The sequence below is a fragment of the Streptomyces sp. NPDC096013 genome (genome assembly GCF_044763565.1).
In the GTDB taxonomy this organism is placed as follows: domain Bacteria; phylum Actinomycetota; class Actinomycetes; order Streptomycetales; family Streptomycetaceae; genus Streptomyces.
In genome coordinates this window covers 478,232-497,579 of the sequence record NZ_JBIWGK010000002.1, presented here as the reverse complement: position 1 = coordinate 497,579, position 19,348 = coordinate 478,232, and the positions used below count along the sequence as shown (strand labels likewise).

Here is a 19,348-nt window from a genome sequence, read left to right as displayed (position 1 = left end):
TGTCGTCGGTCGCGGTGTTCCGCGACCCGACGACGGATGCCGAATGGGACGGTCCGTAGCGCCGACCCGAACCCTAACGTTGAAGTTTAGGGTTACCAGTGTGTCCGTTCCTTGAAGTCTTCTGAACAGGACACTAAGTCGACAAGTGGCGCACGTTCAACGAACACGCCGAACCTCCCGTTTTTCTTTTCACCCTATGTGATCAGCCGTAGCGCTGCCCAACCAGGGTGCTGGCCTGCGCGAATGTGCGTCAACTCCCGGCTGACGCAGGGGCGGTGGGAACGCTGACATCGAAGTGCCGGGCGCCGGAAGCTGCTTTCATGAGAGCGGTGAGCGTACGCGCCTTCGCGGCGCCCTTGTCGCCGCTTCCCCATGCGACGGTCCGGCCACCGGTCAACTCCAGCGAGATGTCGTCGTAGGAACGGACCTTGACGACCTGTGTGGTGCGGGCGACCGCGGCCGGAATGTCACCCGCTACCCGTACCGCCTCGCGGACGAGTCGGGTCTCGCCGAAGCGGCGCAGGCCGGCCGCGGACGAACCCGATGGCGAGAGCGCCAATTCGAGGGTGGGGATGGACTTCGGCGGGGTGGAAACAGTGGCGAACCGCACGCCCTCGGCGTCCACTTCGACGAAGTTTCCGCCCTTTTTCTCGACCAGGACCGGGACGCGTTCGGTCACTTTCAGCCCGATTCCGTGTGGCCAGGAACGGACTACGTCAACCGCGTCAATTCGGGGCAATTTACTGCGGAGTCGGGCTTCGATCGCTTCCGTGTCGACCGAGACGAGCGGTCCGCCGACCGGAACGTCGGCGGCTTCGCGCACCTGTTCCGGCGTCAGGACCTTCGTGCCGGAGACCGACACCTTCTCGACCCGCAGCCACGGCGAGCCGTAGAGCAGCCAGACCGCGACGGCGCCCAACACGACTGCGGCGAGGGCGAGTACGACAATCAGACGAAGGCGCCTTCGTCCCAGGCGCCGGACAAGGGGCGGGCCGGACAACTCCTGTTGGCGTTCACCGCGCTCGGCGGTGCTCGGTCCGGCCACGCTCCCCTGCCTCTCTCACATAGGACTAACGGTGCCGCGAGGCGATCGCCTCGTACACCATGCCGACGAGCAGGTCGTCGGCGTCGCGGCGGCCGAACTCGCTTGCCGCGCGCGACATCTCGTACAGCCGGTGCGGGTCGGCGAGCACGGGCAGGACGTTGCCCTGGACCCACTCGGGCGTCAGTTCCGCGTCGTCGACCAGGAGTCCGCCGCCGGCCTTGACCACCGGCTGGGCGTTCAGCCGCTGTTCGCCGTTGCCGATGGGCAGCGGGACGTAGGCGGCCGGGAGTCCGACGGCGGAGAGTTCGGCGACGGTCATCGCGCCCGCGCGGCAGAGCATCATGTCGGCCGCGGCGTACGCGAGGTCCATCCGGTCCACGTACGGTACCGGGATGTAGGGGGGCATCCCCGGCATCTGGTGCACCTGCGGCAGTTCGTTCTTCGGGCCGACCGCGTGCAGGATCTGGATTCCGGCCTGTTGGAGGTACGGCGCGACCCGCTCGACCACCTCGTTGAGGTGCCGGGCGCCCTGCGAGCCGCCGGAGACCAGCAGCGTCGGCAGGTTCGGGTCGAGGCCGAACGCGGCCCGGGCCTCGGGCCGTACGGCCGCGCGGTCCAGGGTGGCGATCGTGCGGCGCAGCGGGATGCCGATGTAGCGGGCGTCCCGCAGCTTGCTGTCCGGGGTCGAGACGGCGACCCGGGCCGCGTACCGCGAGCCGATCTTGTTGGCCAACCCGGGCCTGGCGTTGGCCTCGTGGATCACGATCGGCACCCCGAGGCGCTTGGCCGCGAGATAGCCGGGCAGCGCCACATAGCCGCCGAAGCCCACGACGCAGTCCGCCTTGGTGCGCTCCAGGATCTGCTCGGCGGCCTTGATCGTGCCGCGCAGCCGGCCCGGTACCGTGATCAGTTCCGGGGTGGGCTTGCGCGGCAGCGGTACGGCGGGGATCAGCGCGAGTTCGTAGCCCCGCTCGGGTACGAGACGGGTCTCAAGGCCGCGCTCCGTGCCCAGGGCCGTGATCCCCACGGTGGGGTCCTGCCTGCGCAGGGCATCCGCGAGGGCGAGCGCCGGCTCGATGTGGCCGGCGGTCCCCCCACCGGCGAGTACGACATGCACCGAAATTCACCGCTCTCCGGACGAACGCGCCGCCGAGGCACGCCGTCGCATCGTGTTCCATCTCCGGGGCCGTTGGCCGGAACCGGTACCCCTGGCCCCCCGCTTTCTACCAAAGCGGGGTTGCCGCATCGCAAGCGCCGCCCGCGCAGCGGGGTCGTCGCGCGCGAAGGCGATCAGCAACCCGATGGCGAACATGGTCGGCAGCAGGGCGGAACCCCCGTAGGAGAACAGCGGGAGCGGGACGCCGGCGATCGGCAGCAGGCCGAGCACCGCACCGATGTTGATCACCGCCTGAGCGGTGATCCAGGTGGTCACGCCTCCCGCGGCATACCTCACGAAGGGGTCCTCCGTGCGTCCGGCCACGCGGATACCCGCATAGCCTAGAGCCGCGAAGAGGGCGAGCACCGACAGTGTGCCCGCCAGACCCAGTTCCTCACCGGTGACGGCGAAGATGAAGTCGGTGTGGGCCTCGGGGAGTTGACCCCATTTCTCCACACTCGCCCCGAGCCCGGAGCCGAAGATCCCGCCGGACGCGAGCGCGTAGATGCCGTGCACGGCCTGCCAGCAGTCGGCGACCCCGGTCTTCGGCTCGGTGGCGCCGATGCAGGCGAGCCGCGCCATGCGGTTGGGGCTGGTCTTGATGAGGATCACACCGATCGCGGCCGCGACCGACAGCACGCCGACGAAGAGCCGGGTCGGAGCGCCGGCCAGCCAGAGCAGGCCGAACAGGATCGCGGTGAGGATGATCGCCGTACCCATGTCGCCGCCGAGCATGATCAGCCCGAGCAGCATGAACGCGACCGGCACCAGCGGCACCAGCATGTGCTTCCACTGGGACAGCATCGCCTTGTCCTGCTTGCGGGCGAGCAGGTCGGCGCCCCACAGGACGAGGGCCAGCTTGCCGAACTCGCTGGGCTGGATCTGGAAGGAGCCGCCGAGCGAGATCCAGTTGCGGTTGCCGTTGACCGACATCCCTATCCCCGGCAGCTGCACCAGCGCCATCATGAAGACGGCGCCCGCGAGGATCGGATAGGCCAGCGCCCGGTGCAGCTTGACCGGCATCCGCGAGGCGGCCAGCGCCAAGACCCCGCCGATACAGGCCGCGAGGAACTGTTTGCGGAAGAAGTACGAACCGGGCAGGGAGAGTTGGAGCGCCGTGATCTGGGAGGCCGAGTAGACCATCACCAGACCGAGCACGGTGATCAGCACGCTGCCGCCGGCGATCAGGTAGTACGCGGTCAGCGGCCGGTCCCAGGCCCGGCGGGCGTTGGCGTAGAGCCGTCGTACGGGGTTGTCGCGTACGGTCCGGGCGGCGGCGGGACGTCGGGGGGGCCGCTGCTGCACGGGCGGCCGGCCGGTACGGCTACTGGGCATCAGCGCCTCCGCTTGCGTCGGTCAGGCGCCGAGTTCGCGAACCGCCTGGGCGAACGCGTCACCGCGCTTGGTGTAGTTGGCGAACATGTCCATGGAGGCGCAGGCCGGGGCCAGCAGCACCGTGTCGCCGGCGGCGGCGAGTCGCTGTGCCTCCTGGACAGCCGCGAGCATCGCCCCAGTGTCGGTCCGGTCGAGGTCGACGACGGGTACTTCCGGCGCGTGTCGCGCGAGGGCTTCGCGGATCAGCGCGCGATCGGCGCCGATCAGCACGACGCCCCGGAGGTGCTTGGCCGACTTGGCGACCAACTCGTCGAAGGTGGCGCCCTTGGCGAGTCCGCCGGCGATCCACACGATCGACTCGTAGGCCGCCAACGAGGCTTCCGCCGCATGGGTGTTGGTGGCCTTGGAGTCGTCGATGTACGCGACGCCGTCCACATCGGCCACGTGCGCGATGCGGTGCGCGTCGGGCGTGAAGGCCCGCAGCCCGTCCCGTACGGCCTTGGCGGGCACCCCGAAGGCGCGCGCGAGGGCAGCGGCGGCAAGGGCGTTGGCGATGTTGTGGGGGGCCGGCGGGTTGACGTCCGCGACCTCGGCGAGTTCCTGCGCGTTCTTCTGCCGGTCCTCGACGAAGGCGCGGTCCACCAGGATGCCGTCCACGACGCCGAGTTGGGAGGGCGCGGGACTTCCGAGGGTGAACCCGATCGCCCGGCAGCCCTCTTCGACGTCGGCCTCGCGGACGAGGTCCTCGGTGGCCTTGTCGGCGACGTTGTAGACGCAGGCGACCTGATTGCCTTCGTAGATACGGCCCTTGTCGGCGGCGTACGCCTCCATGGAGCCGTGCCAGTCGAGGTGATCGGGCGCCAGGTTCAGGACGGCGGCGGAGTGGGCGCGCACCGAAGGTGCCCAGTGGAGCTGATAGCTCGACAGTTCGACGGCGAGGACGTCGTATTCCTCGTCCCCGAGGACGGCGTCCAGGACCGAGACGCCGATGTTGCCGACCGCCGCCGTGCGCAGGCCGCCCGCCTTCAGGATCGAGGCGAGCATCTGGACGGTGGTGGTCTTGCCGTTGGTGCCGGTGACGGCCAGCCAGGGGGCCGCCCCGGGGCCGCGCAGGCGCCAGGCGAGCTCCACGTCCCCCCAGACCGGCACGCCCGCCTCACGGGCCGCAGTGAACAGCGGCTTGCCGGGCTGCCAGCCGGGGGTGGTGACGATCAGTTCGGTGCCCTCGGGCAGGGTCGCCCCGTCGCCGAGGCGCACGGTGATGCCGAGCGCCTCCAGGTCGGCGGCCTGGGCCCGGGAGCGCTCGTCGTCGCCGTCGTTGACGACCGTGACGAGCGCGCCGAGTCCGTGCAGGACCTTGGCGGCCGGGATCCCGGAGACTCCGAGTCCGGCGACGGTGACGTGCTTGCCCTCGAAGGAGAGCCCCTGCCCTTCGGTCACTTTTCCGCTGCCCATCCCGCGTAGAAGAGGCCCAGGCCGACGATCACGCAGATGCCCTGGATGATCCAGAAGCGGACCACCACGAGCACTTCGGACCAGCCCTTGAGTTCGAAGTGGTGCTGGAGCGGGGCCATTCGGAAGACCCGCTTGCCGGTGAGTTTGAACGAGCCGACCTGGATGACCACCGACATGGTGATGAGGACGAAGAGACCACCCATGATGGCGACCAGCAGCTCGGTGCGGGAGAGGATCGCCAGACCCGTCAGCACACCGCCGAGGGCCAGCGAACCGGTGTCCCCCATGAAGATCTTGGCCGGCGAGGTGTTCCACCACAGGAAGCCCAGGCAGGCCCCCATCAGCGCGGAGGCGATGACCGCGAGGTCGAGCGGATCGCGCACTTCGTAGCAGGCGTTCGGGTTGGTCAGGGTCTGCGCGTTGGCGCAGGACTCCTGGAACTGCCAGACACCGATGAAGGTGTAGGCACCGAAGACCAGCACCGAGGCGCCGGTGGCGAGACCGTCCAGACCGTCCGTCAGGTTCACGCCGTTCGACATCGCGAGGATCATGAACAGCGCCCAGATCACGAACAGGATCGGGCCGATCTTCCAGCCGAAGTCCGTGATGAACGACAGCTTCGTCGAGGCCGGGGTGTTGCCGCGGGCGTCCTGGAACTGAAGGGCGAGCACCGCGAAGCTGATGCCGACGATCAGCTGGCCGGCCATCTTCGCCTTGGCCCGCAGGCCCAGCGAACGGCGCTTGACGATCTTGATGTAGTCGTCCAGGAAGCCGACCAGGCCCATGCCCACCATCAGACCGAGCACCAGCAGACCCGAATAGGTCGGCGTGTAACCGGTGATGACCTTGGACAGGAAGTAGGCGGCGACCGTCGCGAAGATGAACGCGATACCGCCCATCGTCGGCGTACCGCGCTTGCTGGCGTGCTCGCGCGGGCCGTCGTCACGGATGTACTGGCCGTAGCCCTTGCGGGCCAGCAGCTTGATCAGCAGCGGGGTGCCCACCAGGGTCAGGAACAGGCCGATGACTCCTGAGAACAGGATCTGCTTCATCATCGGGCGGCAACCTCACCCTCGGCACCGGTCTCGATGAGCGCCTGCGCCACGCTCTCGAGCCCGACCGACCGGGACGCCTTCACGAGAACGACGTCTCCCGGGCGCAACTCGCTGCGCAACAGGTCGACCGCCGCCTGTGCGTCGGACACGTGCACCGACTCCTCACCCCACGAACCCTCGTTATATGCGCCCAGTTGCAGCCAGGACGCTTCCCTGCCCCCGACCGCGACGAGCTTGCCGACATTGAGCCGGACGGCCAGCCGTCCGACCGCGTCGTGCTCGGCGAGCGCCTCGTCCCCGAGCTCGGCCATCTTGCCGAGCACCGCCCACGTCCTGCGTCCCTTGCCCATGGCCGCGAGCGCGCGCAAGGCGGCTCGCATGGACTCGGGGTTCGCGTTGTAGGCGTCGTTGACGATGGTCACGCCGTCCGGTCGCTCGGTGACCTCCATCCGCCAGCGGGAGAGGGAGCCCGCCTCGGAGAGCGCGGTGGCGATCTCGTCTGCGGACATGCCCAGCTCATGGGCGACGGCGGCCGCGGCGAGCGCGTTCGACACGTGGTGCTCACCGTACAGGCGCATGGTCACTTCGCTGCACCCGGAGGGTGTGTGAAGGCTGAAGGCGGGCTGTCCGCTGTCCGTGAGTCTCACGTTCTCGGCCCGAACGTCCGCTTCGCCGGACTCTCCGAAAAGGATCACCTTCGCCTTCGTACGGGAGGCCATGGCCCGTACGAGCGGATCGTCCGCGTTGAGGATCGCGGCACCGCCGTCCTCGGCCGGAGGGAGCGCCTCCACGAGTTCGCCCTTTGCCTGCGCGATCTGTTCGCGGCCGCCGAACTCGCCGATGTGGGCGGTGCCGACGTTGAGGACGAGGCCGATCCTCGGGGGCGTCAGATCCGTCAGATAGCGGATGTGACCGATGCCGCGGGCGCCCATCTCCAGGACGAGGAACCTCGTCTCGTCGGTGGCGCTCAGCGCGGTCAGCGGCAGCCCGATCTCGTTGTTGAACGATCCCGGCGTGAACACCGTGGGCGCCTTGCGCGAGAGCACCTGCGCGATGAGGTCCTTGGTGCTGGTCTTGCCCGCCGAGCCGGTGAGGGCCACGAGCGTCGCGCCGAGGCGTCGTACGACATGGCGGGCGAGGGCGCCCAGGGCGCTCTGGACGTCGTCCACGACGATCGCGGGGACGCCGACCGGGCGGGACGCCAGCAGGGCCGTCGCGCCCGCCTCCACGACCGCTTCCGCGAAGTCGTGGCCGTCGACGCGCTCGCCGACGAAGGCGACGAAGAGGCTGCCTGGCTGCACTTCCCTGGAGTCGCGGACCACCGGGCCGGTGACCTGGACGGACGGATCCGGTATGTCGTGCGTCTGCCCGCCGACGACTTCTGCGATCTCGGCGAGGGAGAGGGCGATCACAAGTTCATCCCTGGGTCTTCTGGATAGCTTCGCGAAGCACCTGGCGGTCGTCGAAGGGACGGACCACTCCGGCGATGTCCTGGCCCTGCTCGTGGCCCTTGCCCGCGACCAGCACGGTGTCGCCCGGCTGTGCGCGGGCGACGGCGGCGGCGATGGCGGCGGCCCGGTCCTCGAAGACCTGGACCTCGCCGCGCTCGTGCGCGGGCACCGAGGCGGCGCCCTGGAGCATCGTCGCGAGGATCGCGAGGGGGTCCTCGGAGCGGGGGTTGTCGGAGGTCAGTACGGCGGTGTCGGCGAGCCGGGCGACGGCGGCGCCCATGGGCTCGCGTTTCGTCCTGTCGCGGTCCCCGCCGCAGCCGAGCACGACGTGCACCTTGCCCTCGGTGACCTTGCGCAGCGCGCGGAGAACCGATTCGACGGCGTCCGTCTTGTGGGCGTAGTCGACGACCGCGAGATACGGCTGTCCGGCGTCCACGCGCTCCAGCCGGCCCGGCACGCCCGGCACGGCGGCGATGCCGTCGGCGGCGAGCTGCGGGTCGAGGCCCGCGGTGGCCAGGGCGGCGATCGCGGCGAGGGTGTTGGCCACGTTGAAGGAGCCGGCGAGCGGCGAACGGGCCGTGATCCGCTCGCCCTTGGGGCCGACCGCGGTGAACGTCGAGTCCATCGGGCCGACTTCGACGTCCTCGGCGCGCCAGTCGGCGTCCGGGTGGCCCTCGGCGGAGTAGGTGGTGACGGGCACCGTGGCCTCGGCGACGAGCCTGCGGCCGTACTCGTCGTCGAGGTTGACCACTCCCTGGCGGCTGCGCAGCGGGGTGAACAGCTGCGCCTTGGCCTGGAAGTAGTCCTCCATGCCCGAGTGGAACTCCATGTGTTCCGGGCTGAGGTTGGTGAAGACCGCGATGTCGAAGACGCAGGCGTCGACCCGGCCGAGGACCAGCGCGTGGCTGGAGACCTCCATGGCGACCGCGTCGACCCCGCGCTCCAGCATGACCGCGAACAGGGCCTGGAGATCGGTGGCTTCGGGGGTGGTGCGCTCCGACTTGATGCGCTCGTCGCCGATGCGCGTCTCGACCGTGCCGATCAGACCGGTGGACCGGACGGTTCTCAGGCCGCCCTCCACGAGGTACGCCGTCGTGGTCTTGCCGGAGGTGCCGGTGATCCCGATCTGGAGCAGATCGTGGCCGGGGTGGCCGTAGATCGTGGCCGCCAGCTCGCCCATCTGCCCGCGCGGATTCTCTACGACCAGGACGGGCAGGCCTGTTGCTGCCGCGCGGTCGGCGCCGGCCGGGTCCGTCAGGACGGCGACGGCACCGAGGCCGGCCGCCTGGGTGGCGAAGTCGGCGCCGTGCAGGCGGGCGCCGGGCAGCGCGGCGTAGAGGTCGCCGGGACGGACGGCGCGCGAGTCATGGGTGATGCCCGTGACCTCGGCGCTCGTCGTCGGCGCGGCTGTGCCCAGTTCGTCGGCGAGTTCCGCGAGGGATGTGGCGGAGAGCTGCGCCGGCCTGGGCGGCCCCGGATATGTCACGGATGCGCCCTTCTGGGGGGTTTGGGACTGATCGGCGGTTGGCACGGCGGTGAGCGTACCGGGCACACCGGCCCCGGAGCGAAGTGAGGGGCGGGGCTCGCCCTGGTTCCCGGACTGGGAGGTGATCATGGTCACGGATCGGTTCCTGGCTGTTGCGCTGATCAGGGCGTGAAGGTCACGGGCAGATTCGCGGCCTTGGCCCCGGTGGGCGGGACCTGGAGGGTCTTGAGGGCGAACTCCATCACCTGCTTGTAGATCGGTCCGCAGATCTGACCGCCGAAGTAGCTTCCGCTGGTGGCGTTCTGGATCGCGCAGTAGACGGTGATGCGGGGGTTGTCGGCGGGCGCGAACCCGGCGAACGACGAGGTGTAGCCCTTGTACTTGCCGGTGGCCGGATCCACGCGGTTGGCGGTGCCGGTCTTGCCCGCAACCCGGTACCCCGGAATGGCGGCCTTACCGCCCGTGCCCTGCTCGTCGTCCACCACGGACTCCAGCATCTGGGCGAGGGTCTTCGCCGTCTTCGCACTGATGACCCGGGTCTTCTTGGGCGTCGCCGCGGGGGTGAAGCGGCCGTCGGGTCCCTTCGTGCCGCGCACCAGGGTGGGCTCGATCCGGACACCGCCGTTGGCGACCGTCGAGTACACGGAGGCCGCCTGGAGGGCGTTGAGGGACATGCCCTGGCCGAAAGGAATCGTGTACTGCTGCGAGGTCGACCACTTGGAGGCGGGCGCGAGGATGCCCCTGGTCTCGCCGGGGAAGTCCAGCCCGCTGTAGCTGCCGATGCCGAACTTGTGCAGATACGAGTACAGGACCTGGTTGGCCTGCCCCTGCGTCTTGCCGAGCTGGCCGGCCGCCTCGATGGTGCCGATGTTGCTGGACTTGGCCAGCACGCCGTTGAGGGTCAGGTTCCAGGTCGCGTGGTCCACGTCGTCCTGGAAGAGCCGGTCGCCCCGGTGCAGCCGGTTCGGCACGACGACATGCGTCAGCGGGGTGGCCGCGTTCTCCTGGAGCACGGCGGCCATCGTCATGACCTTGGCGGTGGAGCCGGGCTCGTAGGCGTCCTGGAGGGCCGCGTTGCCCAGGGAGGCCGCGTTGGCCTGCGCGAGGTCGTTCGGGTCGAAGCCCGGCGCGTTGGCCATGGCCAGGATCTCGCCGGTGCGGGTGTCCTGCACGATCACGTACCCGCGGTCCGCCTTGGACTTCTTCACCTGCTCGGTGATGGCGTTCTGCGCGGCCCACTGGATGTCCCGGTCGATCGTCAGCTCGACGTCGGAACCCGGCACCGCCGGAGTCTCCGTGGAGCCCGCGGTGGGCACCTGGACGCCGCCGGACTGGGCGTAGCGGACCTTGCCGTCCTTGCCCGTGAGGTCCTTGTTCAGCTGCTGCTCGACTCCGCCGCCGCCCTTGCCGTCGGCGTTGACCCAGCCCAGTATCCCGGCGGCGAGATCGCCGTTCGGGTACACGCGCTTGGTGGTGGGGACGGCGAGGACACCGGCCAGGACGTTGACCGTGGCCGGGTCGGTCGAGGACTTGGTGGTGAGCGCGCTCTTCAGGTCCTTGATCTGCTTCCAGACCTGCGGGGTCTGCCGGTTGGCGAGCACCACGTAGCGCAGGTTCCTGTTCGCCGGCCTGAGCTTCTTGACGAGGGAGGCCTGGTCCACGCCGAGGATCGGGGCGAGGAGGGCCGCGGCCTGCTCGGGCCCGTCGTCGATCTTCAGCTGCTTGCGGGTGAACAGCGTCGGGTCGGCGGTGATCGTGTACGCGTCGACGCTGGTCGCGAGGGCCACCCCGGAGCGGTCGGTGATCTCGCCGCGCTCGGCGGCCAGGACGTAGTCGACGTACCGGTTCTGCGCGGCCTTCGCGGCGTACGCGCTCGCGTCGACCGCCTGCACCTGTAGCAGCCGTACGACGAAGGCGATCAGGACGAGGGTCAGCGCCAGGCTGATCATGCGCAGCCGGGGGCGGGGGCTGCCGAGCCGGAGGGAGCGCGGGCCCGCGGGGCGGCCGGAGGAGTGCGCCGAGGGCCGGGGCGAGGCCGGGCTGCGGGCGGGGCGGGCGCCGGGGCCCGGGCGGCGCCGGGGGGTGCCGCCCCCTTCCGGCCGTTCGGGCCTGGCCGGTCCTGGCACTCGGCGGCGCGGCGGTTCCCTGTCGGACACTTCCGTCACCTGCCGGGAGTCGTGGTCGGAGTCGGGGAGGGCGGTACTGCGGTGGGGGTCACCGGCGCGGCCGGGACCGGAACCCCTGCCGGGCTCGCGGCCGGAGTCGGCGCCGGGGCCGGGGCCTGCTGACGGCTCGGGCTCGGGCTGCTCACGAGGGCCTCGGGGGCGAGGATCACCGGTGTGTTCGCCGCGGTCCTCGCGGCGGCCTGTTCGGGGACGCCCTTCACGGTGCCGTTCGGGTCGAGGAAGGCGGGGTCCCCGCCGGGCACCATGCCGAGTTCGCGGGCGCGGCGCTGGAGGGCGTCGGGGGCGGAGTAGGCGTCCACGTCCCGCTGGAGTGCCTGTTCCTCGTCGGTGAGGCTCTTCGTCTGCTTCTGGAGGTCGTCCAGCTTGAACTGTCCTTCGCTGAGTGCGGAGTTCAGCACGAGCAGTCCGATCAGGCCGCCGCCCAGCAGGAGGACGACAAGGAGGACGAACGGGGTCCGGGCCGCCTGGATCCCGCCTGTCTGCGCGGGTCCGGTCGGGAAGAGCCGCGCGAGTCGGGCGGCCCTGCCCCTCAGTTCAGGTTTCCTGCTCACTCACGCCCCCGAGTCGGAATGTCGGACCCACCCGCTGCTCGCGGCGAGCGCGCCCGCTGCCGGACGCCCTGCCTCACCCCATGCTCAGTCAACTACGTCCTCCCTGATGCGCTGAGCTCCCCGCAGCCGTGCGGGTGCCGCCCGCCGGTTCTCGGCGACCTCTTCCTCGGTGGGAAGTTCGGCACCGCGCGTCAGGAGCTTGAGCCGGGGCTGGTATTGCTCGGGCACGACGGGCAGGCCAGGAGGCGCGGTGGTGGCGGCGCCGGCCGCGAACACCTGCTTGACCAGGCGGTCTTCGAGCGAGTGGTAGGACAGGACGGCGATCCGACCGCCCACGGCAAGGGACTTCACCGCGGCGGGGATCGCGCGCTCCAGGACGGACAGTTCGCCGTTGACCTCGATGCGCAGCGCCTGGAAGGTGCGCTTGGCCGGGTTGCCGCCGGTGCGCTTGGCGGCCTGCGGCAGCGAGTCGCGGATCAGCTCGACGAGCCGCGCGCTGTTGCTGAACGGCTCCTTGTCGCGCTCCCGGACGACCGCGGACACGATCCGCTTGGCCTGCTTCTCCTCGCCGTACGCCCGCAGGATGCGGACGAGTTCACCGGGCGCGTAGGTGTTGAGGACCTCGGCGGCGCTGATGCCGGTCGTCTGGTCCATGCGCATGTCGAGGGGCGCGTCCTGGGCGTAGGCGAAGCCGCGGTCGGCCTCGTCGAGCTGCATGGAGGAGACGCCGAGGTCGAACAGGACGCCCTCCACGCGCGGGATGTCCAGGCGCTCCAGCACGTCGGGCAGTTCGTCGTAGACGGCGTGCACGAGGGTGGCCCGGTCGCCGAAGGGGGCGAGGCGCTCCCCGGAGAGGCGCAGCGCCTCCTTGTCGCGGTCGAGGGCCACGAGCCGCGCCTCGGGGAACCGGGTCAGCAGGGCCTCGCTGTGCCCGCCGAGGCCGAGGGTGCAGTCGACGACCACCGCGCCCGGCCGCTCCAGGGCGGGGGCCAACATGTCCAGGCACCGCTGGAGCATCACCGGGACGTGTCGACTGTTGCTCAAGGGGCCCTCTCAGGTCCGGCGGGCCGTACGCACCGCCGGGTCCCCACCCGCTGACGAAAGGGAAGCCTGCCGGCGCCGAAGGCGTCAGCCGACCGGGAGCGGGAGGAGGCCGAGCCGTACGTACGCGCCGCGCACGTGGGGAGAATCCGGAAGGTCGCCGGGGTCTCCGGGAAAAGTCCAGCAGGGAGAGCCTCGTCTCCCGCTCCGCGCAACTTTAGTCCACGCTGTCCCGCGGTCAATCAACCGGCCTGCGCGTCGCGGACCGGGGTGCGTGCGAAGCGTCAAAACGGGAAGAATCACCCGGCCGGGTGCACCCCCGCCACCCGTGTGGGTTACCTCACAAGAGGACGCGATGACGCTCTTTTTCCCGCCCCACACCGCGACCGAACCGCCGGTGACCAGTACCGTCATGGGTATGACGACCTCCGCATCCGTACCCACAGAGTCCGAAGGCGCCATAAACGACAGCGGGACCGTGACGGACCGCCTCGTCGAGGCCAACGGACAGTACGCCGCCGCGTTCACCGATCCGGGAATGGACGCCCGACCCGTGCTCCAGGTGGCCGTGGTGGCCTGCATGGACGCACGTCTCGACCTGCACGCGGCGCTCGGCCTGCATCTGGGCGACTGCCACACGATCCGCAACGCGGGCGGGGTCGTCACCGACGACGTCATCCGCTCCCTCACCATCAGCCAGCGGGCGCTCGGCACCCGCAGCGTGGTTCTCATCCACCACACCGGCTGCGGCCTGGAGTCCCTCACCGAGGAGTTCCGGCACGACCTGGAGATGGAGGTCGGCCAGCGCCCCGCCTGGGCGGTGGAGGCCTTCCGTGACGTCGACCAGGACGTACGGCAGTCCATGCAGCGTGTGCGCACCTCGCCGTTCCTGCTGCACACTGATGATGTGCGCGGCTTCGTCTTCGACGTGAAGTCGGGTCTGCTGCGCGAGATCGACCCCGCCTGACGCACCCGCCCACCCCGAAGACGCACGCCTCGGACCGCCCAGAAGGTCATAAGACCCGACAAAGCGAAGGCAGTTGTCCACAGGCGAGTGACACGAACCGGTAACGGCAACAAGAATGCGGGTGTGGCGTCGCGCGGAACTTTTCCCGCGCGGTGTCCGTGTTTCGGGGTGGGCCGGTCCGCATCACAGGCGTCGGCCCATGGAAAGAACGGGCCGAGGAGGGCCGGGTGACGACCTATGACGATCGAGCGAGCCTTACGGATCTGACCGCCACTGTGGAGCGAGTCCGCAGTTCGGTGGAAGGAGTGATCGAGGGCAAGCCCGAGGTCGTACGGCTTTCGCTGACCGTGCTGCTCGCCGAGGGACATCTTCTGATCGAGGACGTTCCGGGTGTGGGCAAGACAATGCTGGCCAAGGCGCTGGCACGGTCGATCGACTGTTCGGTGCGGCGAATCCAGTTCACGCCCGACCTGCTGCCCTCGGACATCACCGGTGTGTCCATCTGGGACCAGCAGCAGCGGGACTTCGAGTTCAAACCGGGCGCGATCTTCGCCCAGATCGTGATCGGCGACGAGATCAACCGCGCCTCGCCGAAGACCCAGTCCGCGCTCCTGGAGTCCATGGAGGAGCGCCAGGTCACCATCGACGGCCAGACCTACGAACTGCCCAGCCCCTTCATGGTGGTCGCCACGCAGAACCCGGTCGAGATGGAGGGCACGTACCCGCTGCCCGAGGCCCAGCGCGACCGCTTCATGGCGCGGGTCTCCATCGGCTACCCGAGCGCGGAGGCCGAGCTCCAGATGCTCGACATCCACGGCGGGGTCAGCCCGCTGGACGACCTCCAGCCCGTGGCGCACGCGCACGACATCGTCAAGCTGGTCGAGGCGGTCCGCGGCGTCCACGTCGCCGACCCGGTCCGCAGATACGCGGTGGAGCTGGTCGGCGCCACCCGCAACCACCCGGACCTCAGACTCGGCGCCTCCCCGCGCGCGACGCTGCACCTGCTGCGCGCGGCGAAGGCCTCGGCCGCCCTGAGCGGCCGTGAGTACGCGCTGCCGGACGACATCCAGGCCCTCGCGGTCGCGGTCCTGGCCCACCGCCTGCTGCCCACCGCCCAGGCCCAGTTGAACCGTCGTACGGCGGAGCAGGTCGTCCAGGAGATCCTCCAGCGCACCCCCGTGCCCGCGGCACCGGCCCCGCAGAGTGGCCTGGGTCTCGGGGGGTACGGCCAGCAGCCGCCCCGGAGGCTGTGATGACCACCGGGGAGGCGGAGACCGACCGGGACGAGAAGGGCGGTGTCCGTACGGCCCTGGCCGGGCTGACCACCCGCGGACGCTCGTTCCTGGCCGCCGGGATCGCCGCCGCGGTCTGCGCGTACGTCCTGGGGCAGAGTGATCTGCTCCGGGTCGGGATGCTGCTCGCGGTGCTGCCGCTGGTCTGCGCGACCGTGCTCTACCGCACCCGCTACCGGGTGGCCGGCAGCCGCCGGCTCTCCCCCGGGCGCGTGCCCGCCGGCTCCGAGGCCCGCGTCCACCTGCGCATGGACAACGTCTCCCGGCTGCCCACGGGCCTGCTGATGCTCCAGGACCGGGTGCCGTACGTGCTCGGTCCGCGCCCCCGCTTCGTCCTGGACCGGGTGGAGGCGGGCGGACGGCGCGAGGTGTCCTACCGGGTCCGCTCCGACCTGCGCGGGCGCTACCCCCTGGGCCCGCTCCAGCTCCGCCTGACGGACCCCTTCGGGATGTGCGAGCTGACCCGCTCCTTCTCGACCTTCGACACCCTGACGGTCATCCCGCGCGTGGAGGCCCTCCCCCCGGTCCGCCTCAGCGGCGAGGCCAAGGGCTACGGCGACGGCCGCAACCGCTCGCTGGCCCTGGCGGGCGAGGACGACGTGATCCCGCGCGGGTACCGCTACGGCGACGACCTGCGCCGCGTGCACTGGCGCTCCACCGCACGCTACGGCGAGCTGATGGTCCGGCGTGAGGAGCAGCCGCAGCGCGCCCGCTGCACGGTCCTGCTGGACACCCGGGGCATCGCCTACGCGGGCCAGGGCCCGGACTCGGCCTTCGAGTGGGCCGTCTCCGGCGCCGCCTCCGTCCTGGTGCACATGCTGGAACGGGGCTTCTCCGTAAGGCTGTTGAGCGACACGGGCAACTCGGTGCCCGGCCAGGACGCCGACGGGTTCGCGGGCGCGAGCCAGGAGTCGGCGGACGCGGCCGGACTGATGATGGACACCCTCGCGGTGATCGACCACTCGGACGGCTCGGGCCTGTCCCGGGCCTACGACGTCCTGCGCGGCGGGAACGAAGGACTGCTGGTGGCCTTCTTCGGCGACCTCGACGAGGAACAGGCGGCGGTGGTCGCCCGGATGCGCCAGCGCAGCGGAGGCGCCCTCGCCTTCGTGCTGGACAACGACGGCTGGGTCCGCGAGCCGACCGACGTACCCGGTCCCGGTGCCGGGCCCGATGAGCGGCTGCGGATGCTGCGCGACGCGGGCTGGACCGCCGTGGCCGTACCGCGCGGCGCGTCCCTGACGGAGCTGTGGCAGCTGGCGGACCGCGAGCGGAACGGCATCACCGCCACCGGGCTCGGGAAGGGATGGGCATGAGCGGGCGGGCACGACTGGCCATCTGCGCCTGGGTGGCCACGCTGATGGCGTCCTGCGCGATGCTGCCCCTGGTCTCCCCGGCGACCTGGATCATCCAGGCCGCCTTCATGCTGGCGGTCCAGACCGGCGTGGGCGCGGCGACCCGGCGGGTGCCGCTGGCCCGGCCGCTGACCGTGGCGGCGCAGGCCCTGGTCACCCTGCTGATGCTGACCCTGGTCTTCGCGCACGCGCAGGCCCTCGCCGGGTTCGTCCCGGGCCCGGAGGCCTTCCAGCACTTCGCGGACCTGCTGCGGGAGGGCTCCGACGACGTCTCCCGGTACGCGATCCCGGCACCGCTGCACGACGGCATCCGGCTGATGCTCATCGGCGGGGTCCTGGTGATCGGCCTCGTGGTGGACACGCTCGCGGTCACCTTCCGCAGCGCGGCCCCGGCCGGCCTGCCGCTGCTCGCGCTGTACTCGGTCGCCGCCGGGCTCTCCGAGAGCGGCGTCAGCTGGCTGTGGTTCCTGCTCGCCGCCGGCGGCTATCTGATGCTGCTGCTGGCCGAGGGCCGGGACCGGCTCGCCCAGTGGGGCCGGGTCTTCGGCGGGGCGCCGCGCACCACCCCGGGCTCGGAGTCCTCGGGCCCGCTCGCCCCGGTGCGTACCGGGCGGCGGATCGGCGCGGTCGCCGTGGCCATCGCCCTGCTGCCGCTGCCCACCATCTCGGGCGGCCTGCTGGACGCGGCCGGGACGGGTGTGGGCGTCGGCAGCGGAGGCGGCGGCACGATCTCCGCGGTCAACCCGCTGGTCTCGCTGCGCGACAGCCTGAACGTGGACGAGAACCGCCAGGTCCTGTCCCTGAGAACCAACACGAACGACCTCTCGAGCACGTATCTGCGGATCGTGTCCCTGGACGACTTCGACGGCACCACCTGGAAGCCGTCCCAGCGGCACATCGAGAGCGTGCCGAGCACGTTCCCCACCCCGACGGGCCTCGGCGCCGACATCAGGCGCACGAAGATCACGACCCGGATCTCGGCCGCCGACTGGTACGCCCAGGACTGGCTGCCGATGCCGTATCCGCCCAGCGGTGTGCAGATCGACGGCAGTTGGCGGTACGAGCCCGTGGGCATGACGGTCGTGGGCGACCACGGGCAGAACACCCGCGGGGCGACCTACGAGGTCACCAGCCTGGACGTCCAGCCGACGGCGGACCAGCTGGCCACAGCGCCGGAGCCGTCGACAGCCCTGCGCAACCAGTACACGAAGGTGCCGAAGTCGCTCCCGGCGGTGGTGGCCGAGACCGCCCGCCAGGTCACCGAGGGCTCGACCAGCCACTACGAGCAGGCGGTCAAGCTCCAGGACTACTTCGCGGTGAACGGCGGCTTCCAGTACGACACCCAGGTGGACGTCGGCACCGGCCGGGACGCGATCGCCAAGTTCCTGAAGGACAAGCAGGGCTTCTGCGTCCACTTCTCCTTCGCGATGGCAGCGATGGCCCGCACGCTGGGCATCCCGGCCCGGGTCGCGGTGGGCTTCGCGCCGGGCACCCCGGAGGCGGACGGCACGGTGTCGGTGGGCCTGAAGGACGCGCACGCCTGGCCCGAGCTGTACTTCGAGGGCGTGGGCTGGACCCGCTTCGAGCCGACCCCGAACCGCGGCTCGGTCCCCGCGTACACCCAGTCGACCACGCCCGGCAGTGACGTCCCGGACCCGGCCCGGCCCTCGGCCTCGACGAGCACGGAGCCGTCCGCGGCCCCCTCGGCGAGCGAGAGCTGCACGGCGCAGTTGCGGAAGCTGGACGCCTGCACCAGCCAGGCCCCGGCGATCGCGGCGGGCGGTGACCCGCGGGGCCCCTGGTGGTACGTGCGGATCGTGGCCCTCGGTCTGGGCGCGCTCCTGGTGCTGACGATCCCGTTCTCGCCGATGCTGTGGCGGACCCGGATGCGGTCGGTACGGCTGGGCGCTCATGGTCGTACGGAGTCCGAGGCGGCCGTCCACACGCTCGCGGTGTGGGAGGAACTGACCGATACGGCCTGGGACTTCGGGATTCCGCCCGACGAGTCGCTGACCCCGCGCAAGGCGGCGGCGAGGATCGTGCGGCTCGGGGAACTCGACCCGGCGTCCGCCGCGTCGGTGCACCGGGTGGCGGACGCAGTGGAGCAGGTCCTCTACGCGCCCCGGCCGCGTCCGGCCTCCGGGCTCGCGCAGGACGTGCGGCGGGTGGCCGTCGGTTTCCGGGACACGTCCGGCCGCTCGGTGCGGCTGCGCGCGCTGATCGCCCCGCGCTCGACCGTCCGGGTGGTGTGGGCGCTGTCGACCTGGTGGAGCTCGGTGACGACGCGGGCGGCGGCGCTCCGGCCGACGCTGCGCAAGCCGTCCGGGCAGCAGGGCTAGCGAGCGCGGCAGGGCATACGGGAGGGGGTGACCACCGGTTCGGTGGTCACCCCCTCACTCGTCTTCGAGGAGTGCCGCGCGTACTGCCGCGGGGCTTGGTGCTGCTACTGGCCGCCCTGTTGCTCGTCGCGGCGGCGCTGCCAGCGCTGCTCGATACGGTCCATGACCGAGCGCCGCTGCCGTCCCTGACGGCCGGCGTGCGCAGCGCCCGCTGCGGGCTGTTCGCCAGGCTTCGGAGCCTTGCGCCAGCCGGTCACGGCGAGTACCGCGCAGCCCAGCATGACGAGGAATCCCACCACGCTGACCCAAATCTGCAGCGTGACCATGCCGGCGATGAGGAGCGCGATACCTACGAGAAAGCCGGCCACCGCCTGGTAGACCCGTCGCCGGGTGTACGTGCGCAGGCCGCTTCCTTCGAGCGCTGTCGCGAACTTGGGGTCTTCGGCGTACAGCGCTCGCTCCATCTGCTCAAGCATTCGCTGCTCGTGCTCCGAGAGCGGCACGGAGTCCTCCTCATCGTGCAGTCGCCGGGGCGACCCGGGGGGTCCCTTCAGGATAGGCAGGGAATCGCCCCCGTGAAACCCGCCCCTCTACGCCAATTGGCCAACCGGAATCCGCCATGGCCGTCCGGCTC

The 19,348-nt window shown here is 70.8% G+C and carries 15 protein-coding genes; 4 read left to right on the top strand and 11 right to left on the bottom strand.

Annotated features, from left to right (window positions below; genetic code table 11):
• Window positions 1-250: 250 nt before the first annotated feature.
• The 10 genes from ACIRB1_RS09725 to rsmH all read right to left on the bottom strand — a co-directional run bounded on the left by ACIRB1_RS09725 (window position 251) and on the right by rsmH (window position 12,764).
• Window positions 251-1,045 (bottom strand): FtsQ-type POTRA domain-containing protein, encoded by a 795-nt coding sequence (locus ACIRB1_RS09725; RefSeq protein ID WP_352183686.1) that lies wholly within the window; start codon window positions 1,043-1,045, stop codon window positions 251-253.
• A 25-nt stretch (window positions 1,046-1,070) separates the two neighbouring features.
• The gene (murG, locus tag ACIRB1_RS09720; protein WP_033284460.1) at window positions 1,071-2,162 is read right to left on the bottom strand and encodes an undecaprenyldiphospho-muramoylpentapeptide beta-N-acetylglucosaminyltransferase; all 1,092 of its coding nucleotides are present in this window, start codon (window positions 2,160-2,162) and stop codon (window positions 1,071-1,073) included.
• A 6-nt stretch (window positions 2,163-2,168) separates the two neighbouring features.
• Complete coding sequence (gene ftsW / locus ACIRB1_RS09715; protein ID WP_352183685.1) at window positions 2,169-3,536, bottom strand: putative lipid II flippase FtsW; 1,368 nt, start codon at window positions 3,534-3,536, stop codon at window positions 2,169-2,171.
• Between the two features lie 21 nt (window positions 3,537-3,557).
• The gene (gene murD / locus ACIRB1_RS09710) at window positions 3,558-4,991 is read right to left on the bottom strand and encodes a UDP-N-acetylmuramoyl-L-alanine--D-glutamate ligase (RefSeq protein WP_403465172.1); all 1,434 of its coding nucleotides are present in this window, start codon (window positions 4,989-4,991) and stop codon (window positions 3,558-3,560) included.
• Window positions 4,973-6,046, bottom strand: a complete 1,074-nt coding sequence (gene mraY, locus ACIRB1_RS09705; RefSeq protein WP_352183683.1) for a phospho-N-acetylmuramoyl-pentapeptide-transferase — start codon at window positions 6,044-6,046, stop codon at window positions 4,973-4,975. The genes murD and mraY overlap by 19 nt, the downstream gene beginning before the upstream one ends.
• On the bottom strand, window positions 6,043-7,458 hold the full coding sequence (gene murF / locus ACIRB1_RS09700) for a UDP-N-acetylmuramoyl-tripeptide--D-alanyl-D-alanine ligase (RefSeq protein ID WP_403465171.1): 1,416 nt from the start codon (window positions 7,456-7,458) through the stop codon (window positions 6,043-6,045). Before murF ends, mraY begins: the two co-directional genes overlap by 4 nt.
• Window positions 7,459-7,462: 4 nt before the next feature.
• Window positions 7,463-8,983, bottom strand: coding sequence for a UDP-N-acetylmuramoyl-L-alanyl-D-glutamate--2,6-diaminopimelate ligase (locus ACIRB1_RS09695; RefSeq protein WP_352183857.1), 1,521 nt, complete (start codon window positions 8,981-8,983; stop codon window positions 7,463-7,465).
• 161 nt (window positions 8,984-9,144) lie between these two features.
• Window positions 9,145-11,139 carry a penicillin-binding transpeptidase domain-containing protein gene (locus tag ACIRB1_RS09690; protein WP_352183681.1) on the bottom strand — a complete coding sequence of 665 codons (1,995 nt, stop codon included), beginning with the start codon at window positions 11,137-11,139 and terminating at the stop codon, window positions 9,145-9,147.
• 5 nt (window positions 11,140-11,144) lie between these two features.
• Window positions 11,145-11,720 carry a septum formation initiator family protein gene (locus ACIRB1_RS09685; protein ID WP_403465170.1) on the bottom strand — a complete coding sequence of 192 codons (576 nt, stop codon included), beginning with the start codon at window positions 11,718-11,720 and terminating at the stop codon, window positions 11,145-11,147.
• 84 nt (window positions 11,721-11,804) lie between these two features.
• On the bottom strand, window positions 11,805-12,764 hold the full coding sequence (gene rsmH, locus ACIRB1_RS09680) for a 16S rRNA (cytosine(1402)-N(4))-methyltransferase RsmH (RefSeq protein WP_352183679.1): 960 nt from the start codon (window positions 12,762-12,764) through the stop codon (window positions 11,805-11,807).
• Between the two features lie 415 nt (window positions 12,765-13,179).
• On the opposite strand from rsmH, the gene ACIRB1_RS09675 reads away from it, so the two are divergent.
• The 4 genes from ACIRB1_RS09675 to ACIRB1_RS09660 all read left to right on the top strand — a co-directional run bounded on the left by ACIRB1_RS09675 (window position 13,180) and on the right by ACIRB1_RS09660 (window position 18,714).
• Window positions 13,180-13,728 carry a carbonic anhydrase gene (locus ACIRB1_RS09675; protein WP_352183678.1) on the top strand — a complete coding sequence of 183 codons (549 nt, stop codon included), beginning with the start codon at window positions 13,180-13,182 and terminating at the stop codon, window positions 13,726-13,728.
• A 227-nt stretch (window positions 13,729-13,955) separates the two neighbouring features.
• Window positions 13,956-14,981: a MoxR family ATPase gene (locus tag ACIRB1_RS09670; protein ID WP_328831967.1), complete on the top strand. Its 1,026-nt coding sequence runs from the start codon at window positions 13,956-13,958 to the stop codon at window positions 14,979-14,981.
• Window positions 14,981-16,336: a DUF58 domain-containing protein gene (locus ACIRB1_RS09665; protein WP_352183677.1), complete on the top strand. Its 1,356-nt coding sequence runs from the start codon at window positions 14,981-14,983 to the stop codon at window positions 16,334-16,336. The genes ACIRB1_RS09670 and ACIRB1_RS09665 overlap by 1 nt, the downstream gene beginning before the upstream one ends.
• On the top strand, window positions 16,333-18,714 hold the full coding sequence (locus ACIRB1_RS09660) for a DUF3488 and DUF4129 domain-containing transglutaminase family protein (RefSeq protein ID WP_403465169.1): 2,382 nt from the start codon (window positions 16,333-16,335) through the stop codon (window positions 18,712-18,714). The genes ACIRB1_RS09665 and ACIRB1_RS09660 overlap by 4 nt, the downstream gene beginning before the upstream one ends.
• A gap of 104 nt (window positions 18,715-18,818) precedes the next feature.
• Here the strand turns inward: ACIRB1_RS09660 and ACIRB1_RS09655 are convergent, their stop codons facing one another.
• Complete coding sequence (locus tag ACIRB1_RS09655; protein ID WP_352183675.1) at window positions 18,819-19,217, bottom strand: DUF3040 domain-containing protein; 399 nt, start codon at window positions 19,215-19,217, stop codon at window positions 18,819-18,821.
• Between the last annotated feature and the right edge of the window lie 131 nt (window positions 19,218-19,348).

Bases quoted from the DNA above. Each gene is read 5' to 3' on its own strand.
- ftsW (WP_352183685.1), bottom strand. From the start codon at position 3,536: ATGCCCAGTAGCCGTACCGGCCGGCCGCCCGTGCAGCAGCGGCCCCCC.
- murD (WP_403465172.1), bottom strand. From the start codon at position 4,991: ATGGGCAGCGGAAAAGTGACCGAAGGGCAGGGGCTCTCCTTCGAGGGC.
- mraY (WP_352183683.1), bottom strand. From the start codon at position 6,046: ATGATGAAGCAGATCCTGTTCTCAGGAGTCATCGGCCTGTTCCTGACC.
- ACIRB1_RS09675 (WP_352183678.1), top strand. From the start codon at position 13,180: ATGACGACCTCCGCATCCGTACCCACAGAGTCCGAAGGCGCCATAAAC.
- ACIRB1_RS09665 (WP_352183677.1), top strand. From the start codon at position 14,981: ATGACCACCGGGGAGGCGGAGACCGACCGGGACGAGAAGGGCGGTGTC.
- ACIRB1_RS09660 (WP_403465169.1), top strand. From the start codon at position 16,333: ATGAGCGGGCGGGCACGACTGGCCATCTGCGCCTGGGTGGCCACGCTG.